The sequence below is a fragment of the Methylibium sp. genome (genome assembly GCF_031393925.1).
In the GTDB taxonomy this organism is placed as follows: Bacteria; Pseudomonadota; Gammaproteobacteria; order Burkholderiales; family Burkholderiaceae_C; genus Methylibium.
Genome location: NZ_JANMWL010000259.1, coordinates 1 through 15,158, shown reverse-complemented (window position 1 = coordinate 15,158; position 15,158 = coordinate 1). Strand labels below are relative to the sequence as shown.

At 66.8% G+C, this 15,158-nt stretch carries 13 protein-coding genes; 12 read left to right on the top strand and 1 reads right to left on the bottom strand.

Annotated features, from left to right (window positions below):
- The 7 genes from RMO12_RS13705 to RMO12_RS13675 form a co-directional block, all read left to right on the top strand.
- A partial coding sequence (locus RMO12_RS13705; RefSeq protein ID WP_309639708.1) for an aminotransferase class I/II-fold pyridoxal phosphate-dependent enzyme occupies positions 1–858 on the top strand: 858 nt, incomplete at its 5' end.
- A complete protein-coding gene (dapD, locus tag RMO12_RS13700; RefSeq protein ID WP_309639707.1) occupies positions 855–1,685 on the top strand; it encodes a 2,3,4,5-tetrahydropyridine-2,6-dicarboxylate N-succinyltransferase in 831 nt (276 codons plus the stop codon). The genes RMO12_RS13705 and dapD, both read left to right, overlap by 4 nt.
- 61 nt (positions 1,686–1,746) lie before the next feature.
- Entirely contained in the window at positions 1,747–2,925 is a 1,179-nt protein-coding gene (locus tag RMO12_RS13695; protein ID WP_309639706.1) for a PilT/PilU family type 4a pilus ATPase, read from the top strand.
- 13 nt (positions 2,926–2,938) lie between these two features.
- The gene (gene dapE, locus RMO12_RS13690; protein ID WP_309624467.1) at positions 2,939–4,105 is read left to right on the top strand and encodes a succinyl-diaminopimelate desuccinylase; all 1,167 of its coding nucleotides are present in this window, start codon (positions 2,939–2,941) and stop codon (positions 4,103–4,105) included.
- Positions 4,102–4,968 (top strand): 50S ribosomal protein L3 N(5)-glutamine methyltransferase, encoded by an 867-nt coding sequence (gene prmB, locus RMO12_RS13685; protein ID WP_309639705.1) that lies wholly within the window; start codon positions 4,102–4,104, stop codon positions 4,966–4,968. The genes dapE and prmB overlap by 4 nt, the downstream gene beginning before the upstream one ends.
- 42 nt (positions 4,969–5,010) lie before the next feature.
- The gene (locus RMO12_RS13680; protein ID WP_309639704.1) at positions 5,011–7,020 is read left to right on the top strand and encodes an ATP-binding cassette domain-containing protein; all 2,010 of its coding nucleotides are present in this window, start codon (positions 5,011–5,013) and stop codon (positions 7,018–7,020) included.
- Between the two features lie 10 nt (positions 7,021–7,030).
- Positions 7,031–7,591, top strand: coding sequence for an SRPBCC family protein (locus RMO12_RS13675; protein WP_309639703.1), 561 nt, complete (start codon positions 7,031–7,033; stop codon positions 7,589–7,591).
- Positions 7,592–7,746: 155 nt separating this feature from the next.
- Here RMO12_RS13675 and RMO12_RS13670 read toward each other — a convergent pair whose 3' ends face one another.
- The gene (locus RMO12_RS13670) at positions 7,747–8,562 is read right to left on the bottom strand and encodes a DNA-binding transcriptional regulator (protein ID WP_309639702.1); all 816 of its coding nucleotides are present in this window, start codon (positions 8,560–8,562) and stop codon (positions 7,747–7,749) included.
- 125 nt (positions 8,563–8,687) lie between these two features.
- Here RMO12_RS13670 and RMO12_RS13665 point away from each other — a divergent pair, with 125 nt between their 5' ends.
- Genes RMO12_RS13665 through RMO12_RS13645 form a run of 5 tightly spaced genes read left to right on the top strand, consistent with a single transcriptional unit; the run spans position 8,688 to position 14,499 of the window.
- The gene (locus RMO12_RS13665; RefSeq protein WP_309639701.1) at positions 8,688–9,680 is read left to right on the top strand and encodes a tripartite tricarboxylate transporter substrate-binding protein; all 993 of its coding nucleotides are present in this window, start codon (positions 8,688–8,690) and stop codon (positions 9,678–9,680) included.
- Positions 9,681–9,699: 19 nt separating this feature from the next.
- Positions 9,700–11,475 carry an FAD-dependent monooxygenase gene (locus RMO12_RS13660; RefSeq protein ID WP_309639700.1) on the top strand — a complete coding sequence of 592 codons (1,776 nt, stop codon included), beginning with the start codon at positions 9,700–9,702 and terminating at the stop codon, positions 11,473–11,475.
- Entirely contained in the window at positions 11,475–12,425 is a 951-nt protein-coding gene (locus tag RMO12_RS13655; protein WP_309639699.1) for a 3-carboxyethylcatechol 2,3-dioxygenase, read from the top strand. The genes RMO12_RS13660 and RMO12_RS13655 overlap by 1 nt, the downstream gene beginning before the upstream one ends.
- A 20-nt stretch (positions 12,426–12,445) precedes the next feature.
- A complete protein-coding gene (locus tag RMO12_RS13650; RefSeq protein WP_405029683.1) occupies positions 12,446–13,327 on the top strand; it encodes an alpha/beta fold hydrolase in 882 nt (293 codons plus the stop codon).
- Between the two features lie 59 nt (positions 13,328–13,386).
- Entirely contained in the window at positions 13,387–14,499 is a 1,113-nt protein-coding gene (locus tag RMO12_RS13645) for an alcohol dehydrogenase catalytic domain-containing protein (protein ID WP_309639698.1), read from the top strand.
- Positions 14,500–15,158 lie beyond the last annotated feature (659 nt).

Here is a 15,158-nt window from a genome sequence, read left to right as displayed (position 1 = left end):
GCCACCGTCGTCTGCCCCAACCCCTTCTATCAAATCTACGAAGGTGCGGCGCTGCTGGCCGGTGCCGAAACCGCGTTCGGCAACAGCGATGCCGCGCGCAATTTCGCCGTCGACTGGGCCGCCATCGACGAGGCCACCTGGGCGCGCACCCAGCTGCTCTATGTCTGCTCGCCCGGCAACCCGACCGGCGCGGTGATGCCGCTGGCCGAGTGGCAGCGCCTCTTCGAGCTGTCGGACCGCCACGGTTTCGTGATCGCCTCCGACGAGTGCTACTCCGAGATCTACTGCGGTGAGGCGCCGCCGCTGGGCAGCCTGGAGGCCGCCGTGGCGCTGGGCCGCGGCGACTTCCGCCGCCTGGTCGCCTTCACGAGTCTCTCCAAGCGCTCCAACGTGCCGGGCCTGCGCTCGGGTTTCGTGGCCGGTGATGCCGCGCTGCTGAAAAGCTTCCTGCTCTACCGCACCTACCACGGCGCCGCCATGGGCCCGGCGGTGCAGCGCGCCAGCATCGCGGCCTGGTCCGACGAGGCCCATGTCGAGGCCAACCGCGCGCTCTACCGAGCGAAGTTCGCCCGCGTCACGCCGCTGCTGGCCGGCGTGATGGACGTGGCACCGCCCGACGCCGGCTTCTATCTGTGGGCAAAACTGCCGCAACAAGCCGTGCGCGGCAGCGACACCGCCTTCGCCCGCGAACTGCTCGCTCAATACAATGTGACGGTCTTGCCGGGCAGCTACCTGGCCCGCGAGGCACACGGCCACAACCCCGGCCAGGGACGCATCCGCATGGCCCTGGTGGCCGGTCTCGACGAATGCGTCGAAGCCGCCGAACGCATTGCCTCTTTCATCCACGACTTTGCATGAACCACACCGAAGCCCAAACCATCGTCGACCTCGCCTGGGACGACCGCGCGAAGCTCACGCCCGCCAATGCCGACCCGAAGCTTCGTGAGGCCGTCGAGCAGGTCATTGCCGATCTCAACAAGGGGCGCCTGCGCGTGGCCGAGCGCCAAAGCGTCGGCCAGTGGCAGGTCAACCAGTGGGTCAAGAAGGCGGTGCTGCTGAGCTTTCGCGTGAGCGACAACCAGGTCATGCGGGCCGGCGACCTGGGCTTCTTCGACAAGGTGCAGACCAAGTTCGGGCACCTGAGCGAGGCGCAGATGCGCGAAACCGGCGTGCGCGTCGTGCCGCCGGCGGTGGCGCGGCGCGGCAGCTACATCGCCAGGAACGTGGTGCTGATGCCGAGCTACGTGAACATCGGCGCCTATGTCGACGAGGGCACCATGGTCGACACCTGGGCCACGGTGGGCTCGTGCGCGCAGATCGGCAAGAACGTGCATCTCTCGGGCGGCGTTGGCATCGGCGGCGTGCTCGAGCCGGTGCAGGCCAGCCCCACCATCATCGAGGACAACTGCTTCATCGGCGCGCGCTCCGAAGTCGTCGAAGGCGTGATCGTGGAAGAGAACTCGGTCATCTCGATGGGCGTCTACATCGGCCAGAGCACCAAGATCTACGACCGCGCGACGGGCGAAGTCAGCTATGGCCGCGTGCCCTCGGGCTCGGTGGTGGTGTCGGGCAACCTGCCGAGCGCGGACGGCAAGTACAGCCTTTACTGCGCAGTGATCGTCAAGCGCGTGGACGCGCAAACGCGCGCCAAGACCAGCATCAACGAGTTGCTGCGCGGCGCCTGAGTCGCCTGGCGCGATCAAGACCGGATCGAGAACCGATCAAAGCTTTAACGGGAGGGTGAACATGAGCGGAAACATGGAACGGGTGCTGCGGCTGATGGCCGACAAAAAGGCCTCGGACGTCTATCTCTCGGTCAACGCGCCGATCCAAATCAAGATCAACGGGCAGATAGTGCAGCTGTCGGACCAGCCGCTCACCCCCGACCAGCCGCGCCAGTTGCTGGCCGAGTTGCTCACGCCGACCCAGCTCGAGGAGCTCGAGGACGTGGGCGAACTCAACATCGGCATCGGCATCTCTGGCGTCGGCAGCTTTCGCCTCAGCGCGTTTCGCCAGCGGGGCTCGATCGCGGCGGTGTTCCGCTGCATCCCGATGGAGATCCCGACGCTCGACTCGCTGCGGCTGCCCGACATCCTCAGCTCGCTCATCCTCGAAAAGCGTGGCCTCATCATCCTGGCCGGCGCCACTGGCACCGGCAAGAGCACGACCCTGGCGTCGATGCTCGAGCACCGCAACCGCAACCTGGCCGGCCACATCCTCACCATCGAGGATCCGATCGAGTTCCTGTTCACCAACAAGAAGGCGCTGGTCAACCAGCGTGAGGTGGGGCGCGACACGCAGTCGCTTCAGATCGGCCTGAAGAACGCGCTGCGCCAGGCACCCGACTGCATCCTGATCGGCGAGATCCGCGACCGCGAAACGATGACGGCGGCGATCTCCTACGCCCTCTCGGGCCATCTGGTCGTCTCCACCCTGCACGCCAACAACAGCTACCACGCGCTGGGCCGCATCCTGAGCTTCTACACACCCGAGGCGCGCCCGGCCCTGCTCAACGACCTGGCGGCGGCACTCAAGGCGGTGGTGTCGCAGCGCCTGGTGCGTGCCACGGCCGGCGGCCGGGTGCCCGCGGTGGAGGTGCTACTCAACACCAAACTGGTGGGCGATTACATCGTCCAGGGCGATTTCGGGGCCGTCAAGGAGGCCGTGGAGCAGTCGCTCGCCGAAGGCTCGCAGACCTTCGAGCATGAACTCGCGCGCCTCATCAACGACGGCGTGATCACGCGCGAAGAGGGCATCGCGTATGCCGACTCGCCCACCAACCTGATCTGGCGTTTGCAGAACGATGGCACCGCGCAGTCCAAGCTGCTGCCCACGCGCGACGACAGCAACGACGGCCCGTCCTTTACCGACATCACGCTCGAGGTGCGCGACGATCGCCGCTCCACGACCTTCAGCAAGTTCTGAGCGCCCCGAGTTCGTGACCACCGCGCCGTCCGCCGCGCTCGCCCTGGCCGAGCAGTTGATCGCCCTGCGCTCGGTGACGCCGCATGACGGCGGCTGCCAGGCGCTCCTCGCAGCGCGGCTGGCCGCCATCGGCTTTCAGTGCCACTCGATCGACAGCGGGCCCGAGGACTTTCGGGTCAGCAACCTGTGGGCCCTGCGGCGCGGCAGCGCTGAGCGCGAGGACGGCCCCGTGCTCGTGTTCGCCGGGCACACCGACGTGGTCCCGACCGGCCCGCTCGAGCGCTGGCGCAGCGACCCGTTCGTGCCGACGCACCGCTCGGGCCTGCTCTACGGCCGCGGTGCGGCCGACATGAAGACCTCGATCGCCTGCATGGTGGTCGCGGCGGAGCAGTTCGTCGCTGCGCATCCGGCGCATGCCGGCGCGATCGGCTTCCTGATCACCAGCGACGAGGAAGGCCCGGCGCTCGACGGCACCACGCAGGTCGTGCGCTGGCTCACCGAGCGCGGCCAGCGGCTGGACGCCTGCATCATCGGCGAGCCCACCTCGGTCAAGCAGCTCGGCGACATGGTGAAGAACGGTCGCCGCGGCTCGCTCACCGGCCGCATGGTCGTCCAGGGTGTGCAGGGCCACATCGCCTACCCGCACCTGGCGCTCAACCCGATCCACCAGCTCGCGCCCGCCATCGCCGAGTTGGCGGCGACGCAGTGGGACCAGGGCAACGCGCACTTCCCGCCGACCTCGTGGCAGGTGTCGAACCTGCATGCCGGCACCGGCGCCGGCAATGTGATCCCCGGCGAGGCGGTGGTCGACTTCAACTTCCGCTTCGGCACGGCCTCGTCGCCCGAGTCGCTGCAAGAGCGCCTGGTCGCCGTGCTCGAGCGCCACGGTCTGGACCACACGCTTTGCTGGACGCTCGGCGGCCGGCCCTTCCTCACCGAACCCGGCAGCCTGATCGCAGCGCTGGCCGGCGCCATCCATGACGTGACCGGCCGCACCACCGAACTCTCCACCACCGGCGGCACCTCCGACGGCCGCTTCATCGCCGAGGTGTGCGCGCAGGTGGTGGAATGCGGCCCGGTCAACGCCAGCATCCACCAGATCGACGAGCACGTCGCGGTGGCCGACATCGAGCCGCTCGCGGCGATCTACCGCAAGACGCTCGAGAAGATGCTGGCATGAGAGTCTTGCAGCTCGTCGAAGCGCAAAGCGCCCGCTTGAGCCAAGCGGGCGTTTCGTTTGGGCATGGCACCACCAACGCCTTCGACGAGGCGGCCTGGCTGGTGCAATGGGCGCTCGGCTTGCCCCTGGACGGCCTGGACGAACATGCCCAGCGCGCCGTGTCGGCCAGCGAGCGGCTGGTGATTGAAGCGCTGGTCGAGCGGCGCATCAAGACCCGCAAGCCCGCCGCCTACCTGACCAACCAGGCCTGGCTGCAGGGCGTGGCCTTCCATGTCGACGAGCGCGTGATCGTGCCGCGCAGCTTCATCGCCGAGCTGCTGGCCGACGCCAGCATCGACGCCTGGCTCGGCCTGCAGACGCGCCGCGTGCTCGACCTGTGTACCGGCAGCGGCTGCCTCGCCGTGCTGGCCGCGATGGCCTGGCCCGAGGTGCGCATCGACGCGGCCGACATCTCCGAAGACGCGCTCGCGGTGGCCCGCATCAATGTCGACGCCCACGAGCTGCAGGACCGCATCACGCTGCTGCGCTCGGACGGGCTGAGCACCTTGACCGACCGCTACGACCTGATCCTGTGCAACCCGCCCTACGTCAACGCCGACGCGATGGCGAGCCTGCCGCCCGAGTACCGCGCCGAGCCCGAGCTGGCCCTGGCGGGTGGCACCGATGGCATGGACTTCATTCGCCAGCTGCTGTTCGATGCGCCCTCGCACCTGCTCCCCGGCGCGGTGCTGGTGCTCGAGATCGGCAACGAGCGCGAGCACTTCGAGCGCGCCTTCCCCGCGCTCGAAGCGGTGTGGCTAGAGACCAGTGCCGGCGCCGACCAGGTGCTGCTGGTGACGCGCGAATCGCTGCTGTCCTCCTGAGCTGATGCCTCCCCATTTCCTTTTCATTTCCCTGTCCTTGTCGTGATCACACTTCGCAACCTGACGCTGCGCCGCGGCCCCAAGATCGTCCTCGGCAACACCACGCTCACGCTCAATCCAGGTGAAAAAATCGGCCTGGTGGGCCGCAACGGCGCCGGCAAGTCCTCGCTGTTCGCGCTGCTCACCGGCCGCCTGCAGGCCGATGCCGGCGACTTCAGCATCCCGCCGCGCTGGCGCCTGGGTGAGGTGGCGCAGTCCATGCCCGAGACCGACCAGCCGGCGACCGCCTTCGTGCTCGAGGGCGACACGCGCCTGATGGAAGCCGAGTCGCAACTGGCCGCCGCCGAGGCCACCGACGACGGCCATGCGATCGGCGACGCCCATGCGGTGCTCGCCGAGGTCGGTGCCTACGATGCCCGGCCGCGCGCCCAGGCCTTGATGCTCGGGCTGGGCTTCAAGAGCGCACAGCTCGACGCGCCGGTCGACAGCTTCTCCGGCGGCTGGCGCATGCGGCTGCAACTCGCGCGCGCGCTCATGTGCCCGAGCGATCTGCTGCTGCTCGACGAGCCCACCAACCACCTGGACCTCGACGCGCTGGTCTGGCTGGAGGCCTGGCTGCAGCGCTACGAAGGCACCATGCTCGTGATCAGCCACGACCGCGAATTCCTCGACGCCATCACCAAGGTGACGGTGCATCTCGACGACGCCCAGCTCACCCGCTACGGCGGCAATTACAGCTCCTTCGAGTTGATGCGCGCCGAGCGCATGAGCCAGCAGCAGGCCGCCTACGGCCGCCAGCAAGACAAGGTGGCGCAGTTGCAGCGTTTCATCGACCGCTTCAAGGCCAAGGCGAGCAAGGCCAAGCAGGCGCAAAGCCGGGTCAAGGCGCTCGAGCGCATGGAAAAAATCGCGCCGGTGCTCACCGCGGCCGACTTCAGCTTCGAGTTCCGCGAGCCCGCCAACCTGCCCAACCCGATGCTCGCCATGCGCGACATGAGCTTCGGCTACGCCGTAGAGGGCGGCGAGCCGATCACCATCGTGCAGGGCGTGAGCCGCTCGGTCATGCCCGGCCAGCGCATCGGCATCCTCGGCGCCAACGGCCAGGGCAAGTCCACGCTCGTCAAGACCCTGGCCAAGACGCTCGCGCCGATCGACGGCAGTTGTACCGAAGGCAAGGGCCTGGCGATCGGCTACTTTGCCCAACAGGAAATGGACGTGCTCACGCCCGAGAGCGGGCCGATGGAGCACATGATCCGGCTCGCCAAGCAGGTCTCGCCCGGCGCGCGCGAGCAGGAACTGCGCGACTTTCTCGGCCAGTTTCGCTTCACCGGCGAAATGGTCCACCAGCCGGTCGGCTCGCTCTCCGGCGGCGAGAAGGCGCGCCTCGTGCTCGCCATGATCGTCTGGCAAAAACCCAACCTGCTGCTGCTTGACGAGCCGACCAACCACCTCGACCTCTCCACCCGCGAGGCGCTGTCGATGGCGCTCAACGAGTTCGAGGGCACCGTCATGCTGGTGAGCCACGACCGCGCGCTGCTGCGCGAGGTGTGCGACGAGTTCTGGCTCGTCACCGCCGGCGGCGTGCAAGACTTCGACGGCGACCTCGACGACTACCAGCGCTGGCTGCTCGACAACTCCAAGGAGCAGGCCAAGGCCTATGCGCAGTCGCAGCGCATGGCCGCATCGCTGCCTGCGCCCCTCGTCACGGCGCCCGTGGCCGCAGCACCCGCCACTCCTGCCGCTGCCGCCCCGGCAGGCGCCAATGCGCGCAGCGAAGACCGCAACGACGACCGCAAGAAGAAGGCCCAACAACGCCAGCAGCGCGCGAGCGACGCCAAGCCGCTGAAGAGCGAGATGAGCAAGTTAGAGGCGCGCATCGCCGCCGCCACCGGCGAGCGCGAGCGCTGCGGCCAGTCGCTGGCGGCCCCCGGCATGAGCCCGGCGGCCCGCGCCGAAGCCGGCAAACGTCAAAAGGCGCTGGGCGAGGAGATCGAAGCACTGGAAGCGCGCTGGCTCGAACTGAGCGAGGCGCTGGAGACGATGGCGCCGTGAGCTTATTGCCATGCGCAGCGTGCACATGGAAAGCGCGAACCGACGCACAGCTTTGTCGAAAAGCTTCATCAGAAGGACCTATCCAGTGACAAACGCGACCATCGTCAACTTTGATCAACAAGATCTTGTCATCTCTCGTCTCGTCCGCGCTCCGCGGGCCACGCTGTGGAGGGTGTGGACCGATCCCAACCTCCTGAAGGAATGGTGGTGCCCCAAGCCGTGGACCACGGAGGTGCGAGCATTTGACCTCCGCGCTGGTGGGGCGTTTCACACCTGCATGCGGGGCCCCGACGAGGGCACTAGCGACAACCCAGGTTGCTTTTTGGAGGTCATCCCGCACGCCCGGATCGTCTTCACGTCGCTACTGATCGAAGGGTGGCGACCCGCCACCCCCTGGCTCGCGTTCACAGCCGTCATTTCGATGGCCGACGAAGGCAATGGCACGCGCTACATCGCCACCGTCATGCACCCGGACAAAGCGACGAGAGATCGCCATGAGGAGATGGGGTTTTTTCAAGGCTGGAACACCTGCATCGACCAGCTCGAGGCGTTCGCTCAGCAGTCTCACTGACGACCGACTCAAGCGCACTGCACGCTCGGAGTGTTGCTGCGCGATGGCGTACGCGAGAACAGGCACTTCCGACGCGGCAGTCTCGAGCTCGATGCCGTCGGCGGTCGTCAGGATCGAGGGTTTGTACTTGGTTTTTCGCCTTGATCAAAATGTGGTTAGCGACGCGGCAAGCTCGCGGCCCCTTTGGAGATTTCATTTGCCAGGCTGCGCAACAGGGGCACATAGCGGGTGGCGATCTCGCGATCAGAGACGACGTTGTTTTGCAGAACAAGGTTGATTGCGCCGATCGCATGTTCGCCAATGCGCACGGGAAACCCGATGGCCGTCACACTGGCCTCGGACGCCCATTCGCCCTTGTTGACGGCGTACCCGCGCCTGCGAGTTTCCCGGAGGATTCGCTTCACGTAAGCACCGTCTCGTGCCATCTCTGCGATGGCGTCAGTGCGATTGCGCAACAACGAGAGCGTGGCTTCACGCTCTTCGTTTGCGCACCACGTCAGCCAAGCCCGGCCGAGCGAAGACACCAGCATGGGAATACGGATGCCGATCGTGGCGCGGTGCTGCGACAGCATGCTGAATCGATGGGTAGATTCCCGCACGATCATGAATCCGCCATAGGGTGTGGCCAGATCGCTGGGCCAGGAGAGAGCACGCAGGTGATCCCGCATGGCCGGAGCGGCCACGCGGTCGATCCATTCAGCGCCAACGTAGCCTTCCGACAACCGCCTGACCTCGAAACCCAAGGCGTAGGACGCGCCTTCGTCCTTGTGGTGTACCAGGCCTTCGGCCCTTAGCGTCTCGAGCAGCCGCTTGACCGTGGTGCGGTGCAAGCCGGTGATGCGGGCCAATTCGGCCACGCCACCGATGCCGCCGGGCGCCGCATTCAAGGCCCGCAGGACCGCCAGTCCTCGGCTCAATCCGCGCACCTCGCGGTAGAGGGCAGCCTGCGGATCGGTCGGGGGAACGGGCATTGAACAGCCTCCTTTGCGTGGTGCACTCTGTGCACCGACTTTACGCCCGGCTTCCTCGCTCGGACACTGCGAAGCGTGCGCAGCGAACTGCGAACAGCTTCAGCTCACACCGTCCAGGAGACAAGATGACCATCACTCGACGCGCCCTTTGTGCCATCGCTGCACTGGGGCTCGCCGCCAGCCCGTGCTGGGCACAGGAGTGGCCCGCCAAGCAGCCGATCCGCATCGTGGTTCCTTACCCGGCGGGCGGAAACGCCGACTCCGCTGCCCGCGCATTGGCTGCAGTGGTTTCGGCCAACCTCAAGCAGATGGTCATCGTGGACAACCGGCCCGGTGCCTCCACGATCATCGGCACCGAGATGGTCGCGCGCGCTCCGGCGGACGGCTACACGATCGGGCTGGTGACCGATTCGCATGCCATCAACCAGGCCATCGGGAAGATGCCCCGTGCCAGCGAACTGCTTGGCGCCAAGGTCCCGTACGACGCGGTACGCGACTTCGTCCCGATTTCCGGCGTGGCCCTGGTTCCCCTGGTACTCGTCGTACACCCGAAGGTGCCGGCGCGCTCCGTGAAGGAACTGGTTCAGTTGTCCAACACGCAAACCAGCAAGGGCGTGAACTTCGGCTCCATGGGTCCGGGCAGCCCCTGGTTCGTGCACATGCATCAGTTGCGCAAGCTGACCGGCGGCGACTTCGTCGACGTGCCGTACAAGGGGCTCGCGCCTGCGGCAAGTGACCTGCTGGGCGGACAGATCCAGACCATGCTGATGCCGGTCCACTTTGCGCAGCAATACATCAGCAGCGGCAAGCTCATCCCTTTGGCCACGTTGGGGGCAAACCGCCACCCGCTTCTGCCCGCCGTGCCGACCCTTGCGGAGAGTGGGTTCCCTGGCCTCGAAGTGACGAACTACTTCATGCTGGTCGCCCCCACCGGAACGCCCCAGCCGATCGTCGATCGACTCTCCCGAGAGTTCAACGCGGCGGTCAAGTTGCCGGAGATGAAGGAGAAGTTTTCGCTCACGGGCGACCCTTACCCCGCCGAGCCCAGCGAGCTCGCAGCGCGCCTGCGCCGGGACATCGACACCTACGGTGCGGTGATCCAGGCCACGGTCAAGTAGTTCGACAGCAGGAGCAATCATGGCGCAGCCTGAACCGTTTCAAACCGACGTCCTGGTGGTGGGGACCGGCCCCATGGGCGCAACCACTGCACTGGCCCTGGCCAGCTACGGCGTGCGTGTGCATGTGGTCAACCGCTACAACTGGACCGCCAGCACACCGCGTGCGCACATCACTAACCAGCGCGCCGTGGAGGTTCTTCGTGACCTCGGCCTGGAGCAGGAAGCGCGGCGCGATGCGACCCCGTGGGAGTGGATGGGCGATACCCTCTTCACCACCAGCTTGGCCGGCCCCGAGATCGCGCGATTGCGCACATGGGGCACCGGCGACGAGCGCATCGGTGACTACCTGCAGGGCAGCCCCTGCTCGATGCTGGACCTGCCCCAGAACAAGATGGAGCCGCTGCTGGTGAAGAACGCGGCCGCGCGCGGCGCAGTCTTCTCCTTCAATACCGAGTACCTGGGACACGTGCAGGACGCCACCGGCGTGACCGTAACGCTGCGTGACCTGCAGTGCGGCCGTGAGTATTCGTTGCGGGCGCGCTACCTCGTCGGTGCAGACGGTGCCAAGTCCAAGGTCATGGACGATGCGGGCCTGAAGCTGGAGGGTCAGCTGGCCCGTGCCGCCACGGCGTATGTGCTCTTTCGTGCCGACCTGTCCCGCTACGTGGCCCACCGGCCGAGCATCCTCTATTGGATCGTCACGTCCAACGCGGCGTTCGGCGAGATCGGCATGGGGCTGCTGCGTGTCATCGAGCCGTGGAAGCAATGGATCGCCGGCTGGGGCTTCGACATGGCCAAGGGCGAGCCCGACTTTTCTCCCGACGAAGTCAAGCGCAGGGTGCGCATCATGGTGGGCGATCCGGAGCTGAAGATCGAGATCGACAGCACGTCCGTCTGGTACGTCAACCAGGCGCATGCGCCCGTCTACTCCAGCGGACGCGTCTTCTGCGGCGGGGACGCCGTGCACCGCCATCCGCCTTCAAGCGGTCTTGGCTCGAACACCTGCATACAGGACGCCTTCAACCTGGCCTGGAAGCTCGCGTTCGTGGTGAAGGGGCACGCCGGTGAGCGGCTGCTGGACTCCTACACCCTGGAGCGAGCGCCGGTGGGCGCGCAGATCGTGGCGCGCGCCAACCAATCCCGGCTCGACTACGCCCCGCTGAACCGGACCTTCCGCGATGCGGACGCGCCGGATCCCGTGGCGGCCGGGCGCGAAAGGCTGGCCGATCCCGGGCCGGAGGGCGTGGCCCGCCGCTCCGCGCTGGCCGAGGCCCTGAAGTTGAAGAACTACGAATTCAACGCCCAGGGTGTCGAGCTCAACCAACGTTGCGTGTCCGAGGCCATCATCCCGGACCCCGACGGGGCCGAGGAGATCTGGAAGCGGGACCCGCAGCTTTTCGTGCAGCCCACGACCCGGCCCGGTGCCAAGCTGCCCCACGTCTGGCTGGTGGGCCAGGACGGCCGCCGTGTCTCCACGCTGGACCTGGTCGGCAAGGGCAAGGTCTCGCTGGTCACTGGCATCGCCGGCCAGGCGTGGGTCGATGCAGCGCAGAAGCTGAGCCTGCCGTTCCTGCGGACCGTGGTCATCGGAATGCCGGGTGCGCAAGACTCCTACTGCAGCTGGCATGCGATGCGCGAGATCGAGGAAGCAGGTGCCCTCCTGGTGCGACCCGATGGTGTCGTGGCCTGGCGCCACCATCGCGGTGCGGACGACGTCGCACAGGCGAAGCGCGAGCTCGAGCAGGCCCTGGCCTCGCTCCTCGACCGGACGTCCCCGGCGTCGGAGTCGACATGATGGAACGCGCCTTTCTCGGCATGTCGCACTCGCCGCTGATGGGGCTCAACCCCGTGGCGCCGGCGGTGGAGCGCGAGCTGCAAGCCGCCATAACCATGGCGCGCGAACAGGTGCAGGCCTTCGCGCCGGAGCTGGTGGTGCTGGTGGCGCCGGACCACTACAACGGCTTCTTTAACGAGCTGATGCCGCCGTTTTGCATTGGCACGCAGGCGCGCTCGGTGGGTGACTACCTCACGCCGCCGGGACAGCTCAACGTGGATGCCGACGCAGCGCTCGCGCTGGTCGCGCGACTGATGGACGAGGACTTCGACATCGCCGTCTCGCGCCGCATGCAGGTGGACCACGGCTTCGCGCAGCCGCTGCAGCTGCTGTGGGGTGGCCTGGATACGCCGCCGGTGCTGCCGATCTTCCTTAACGCGGTGGCGCAGCCGGGCATCCCGCGGCTGCGGCGCTGCCGCGCGCTGGGCCAGGCCATCGGCCGCTTTCTCGACGGTGAGCCGCGGCGCACGCTGCTCATCGGCTCGGGCGGTTTGTCGCACGACCCACCGGTGCCCACGCTGTCACACCCCGACGCGGCCGTGCGCGAGCGCATCACCGCGAGAAGCGAGCCCACGCCGGCCGAGCGCGAGGCCAAGACGCAGCGCGTGATGGCCGCGGGCCGCGCACTGGCCGCGGGCGACAGCTCGATGAAGCCGCTCAACCCACCGTGGGACCGCCGCTGGATGGACGCGCTGGCCGAAGGCGCCGCCGCCCTGGATGCGCTGTGCGCGATCGGCGAGGACAGCATCGAGCGGGAGGCAGGCCTCTCGGGCCACGAGTCCAAGAGCTGGCTCGTGGCGCGCTGCGCGCTGCCCATCGACCGCGCGCTGCCATGCACCTTGCGCCACTACCAGGCCATTCCCGAATACATCGCCGGCTTCGGCCTGATGTTGCTGAAGCAGCCCTATTGACAGCAGACACAGGAGACACCATGGACGCCCGCATTTCCACCACCGACACCGCCATCACCGAATCCGCCACCAGCCGTTTCGTTCACATCAAGGAAGGCGAGCTCGACCTGCAGTTGCACTACAACGACGCCGGCAGCGGCGACGAGACCGTCGTGATGCTTCACGGCTCGGGTCCCGGCGCCAGCGGCTGGGCCAACTTCAACCGCAACGTCGAGCCGCTGGTGGCTGCGGGCTACCGCGTCGTTCTGATGGACTGTCCGGGTTGGAGCAAGAGTGATCCCGTGGTCTGCACCGGATCACGCTCCGATCTCAACGCGCGCGCCCTCAAAGGGCTGATGGACGCCATCGGCTTGGACAAGGTGCACCTGATCGGCAACTCGATGGGTGGGCACAGCGCGGTGGCGTTCACGCTGGCCAACCCTGAGCGGGTGGGGAAACTGGTGCTCATGGGCGGAGGCACGGGCGGTGTCAGCCCGTTTGTGCCGATGCCCACCGAGGGCATCAAGCTCATCGGGGCGCTCTATCGCGCACCCACGATTGAAAACCTCAAGCGCATGATGAACGTGTTCGTGTACGACACGACCAACCTGACGGAGGAGCTCTTCCAGACCCGGCTGGACAACATGCTCACGCGCCGCGATCACCTGGAGAACTTCGTCAAGAGCGCTGATGCCAACCCGAAGCAGTTCCCCGATGTGGGCCACCGCCTCGGCGAGATCGCTTCGCCAGCCCTCTTGATCTGGGGCCGCGACGACCGTTTCGTGCCGCTGGACGTGGGCCTGCGCCTGTTGGCGGGGTTGCAGGACGCGGAGCTGCACGTATTCAGCCGCTGCGGCCACTGGGCGCAGTGGGAGCACGCCGACAAGTTCAACCGCTTGGTGCTGGACTTTCTGGCGCACTGATCCCTCTCGGCCGGTCGTCGCAGTCCGGTCAACTTCCCAACACCACAAAGGAGACAAGCATGACCAAGATGATGCGTGCAGCGCGCCTGCACAAGATCGGTGATCCGTTCCAGGTCGACACCATCCCGGTGCCCGAAGTCCGCCCCACCGACGTCCTCGTCGAAGTAAAGGCCGCTGGCGTGGTGCCGAACCTGCGCAACGTGGTGACCAACTATCCGAAGTGGTTCCCTTTCCTGCCGCTGCCCACGCTGCCTGCGATCTACGGCCTCGACTCGGCCGGGGTCGTGGCTCAGGTGGGCAGCCAGGTGCGTGCGGACATCAAGCCCGGCGACCGGGTGTATGTGAACCCGGGCCTGTCGTGCGGAAGTTGCCTTGCATGCCGGCGCGGCGACCACATCAACTGCACGGCCTACACGTTCCAGGGCTACTTCGGCTTCGGCCCCGGATCGAAACAGATCTACGAGGACTATCCGTACGGTGGCTTTGGTCAGTACCTGACGGCCCCGGCCGCCAACCTGGTGAAGCTGCCCGACAGCATCAGCTTCGAGGAAGGCGCTCGCTTCGGCTATCTCGGTACCGCTTACTCGGCGCTGCGCAAGGCGCAGTTTTCCGCCGGCCAGACGGTGCTGATCGACGGCGCGACCGGCACGCTGGGCTTGGGTGCGGTCATCCTCGCATTGGCGATGGGTGCGGCCAAGGTCTTCGCGACAGGACGCAACAAGGCGGTGCTCGACAGGCTCCATCAACTCGACCCGGCGCGCATCGTGCCCATTGCGCTGGGGGAACGACCCACTGCAGAGATCGTGATGGACGCGACGGGTGGATATGGCGTGGACGCGCTGATCGAAGCGCTAGGTCCCAACGCGCCGGTGTCCACGGTGCTCGATTCGTTTAACGCGCTGCGCCGCGGCGGCAAGGCGATCAACATCGGCGGCGTTGCCGACCCCATTCCGCTCGAGCCCTTCCCGTTGATGTGCCTGCAGAAATCCTACATCGGCTCACTGTGGTTCACGACCGCGGAAGGGCAGGACATGGCTGCAATGGCGCACGCGGGCATATTGAACCTCGGGGTGTTCGAGCATGAGCGTTTCCCACTCGAGCGCGTCAACGAGGCGCTGGATGCGATCGACCAGCGCAGCGGCGGTTTCACCAACGTGGTGATCATGCATTGATGCTTTGACAAGGAGAACGCCATGCACTCCGCCGCATCACAGGACGAAGAACTGCGCCGGCACGACGTCCAGCCGCTCGCTTGCGCCAATTGCCGCGTGGCGCAAGCCCGACTCACATGCGTGAGATGACGCGCATGTGCTCCAGCCGCTGCCACGGCAGACCGAGGGCGTCGAACTGCAGCTGAGTCAGCGTCATCGGTGCGGCGCCGGGCGCCATGTCGCGTGGCCACACGAAGCGGCCGGCGTTCAGGCGCCGCGCCGCGCACCACACGCCAAAGCTTGCTGCGTCACAGCAGCAAGCGGATCGCGGCTGAACAGCAGTTCGTGTGGCGGCTCCCGGTAAGACTGTTGGCGAGCCGTTCTCGGCCAGTTCCAGCCGTTGGCGAAGGGCAGCTTCCTGGCATTTCATCTGGCGGTCCTCGCCCCGGAGGCGACTGCAAGGTACCCCTCGGATGCGCCTGTCCTAGAGGTCATCGGCTCGCACTTAGACCGCTGTCGATCCGGAAGCTTGCGCTCACGCGCCGGGTGCCGCCTCTCGCGGCCAGCGGGCGCGAAGAATGCGTTGAACTGCCTATCCGCTCGCCGACGACTAATCTTGGTGCTTAAGATGACCCCTGACGATGTAGGTGTCGCTGTTGCCGGGGCCAATCTCCTCGAAC

Coding starts and splice junctions, on each gene's coding strand:
- RMO12_RS13665 (WP_309639701.1), top strand. CDS start 8,688: ATGACCATCACTCGACGCGCCCTTTGTGCCATCGCTGCACTGGGGCTC.
- RMO12_RS13670 (WP_309639702.1), bottom strand. CDS start 8,562: ATGCCCGTTCCCCCGACCGATCCGCAGGCTGCCCTCTACCGCGAGGTG.
- RMO12_RS13695 (WP_309639706.1), top strand. CDS start 1,747: ATGAGCGGAAACATGGAACGGGTGCTGCGGCTGATGGCCGACAAAAAG.
- dapD (WP_309639707.1), top strand. CDS start 855: ATGAACCACACCGAAGCCCAAACCATCGTCGACCTCGCCTGGGACGAC.
- RMO12_RS13660 (WP_309639700.1), top strand. CDS start 9,700: ATGGCGCAGCCTGAACCGTTTCAAACCGACGTCCTGGTGGTGGGGACC.
- RMO12_RS13675 (WP_309639703.1), top strand. CDS start 7,031: ATGCGCAGCGTGCACATGGAAAGCGCGAACCGACGCACAGCTTTGTCG.
- RMO12_RS13655 (WP_309639699.1), top strand. CDS start 11,475: ATGGAACGCGCCTTTCTCGGCATGTCGCACTCGCCGCTGATGGGGCTC.
- RMO12_RS13645 (WP_309639698.1), top strand. CDS start 13,387: ATGACCAAGATGATGCGTGCAGCGCGCCTGCACAAGATCGGTGATCCG.
- RMO12_RS13650 (WP_405029683.1), top strand. CDS start 12,446: ATGGACGCCCGCATTTCCACCACCGACACCGCCATCACCGAATCCGCC.
- prmB (WP_309639705.1), top strand. CDS start 4,102: ATGAGAGTCTTGCAGCTCGTCGAAGCGCAAAGCGCCCGCTTGAGCCAA.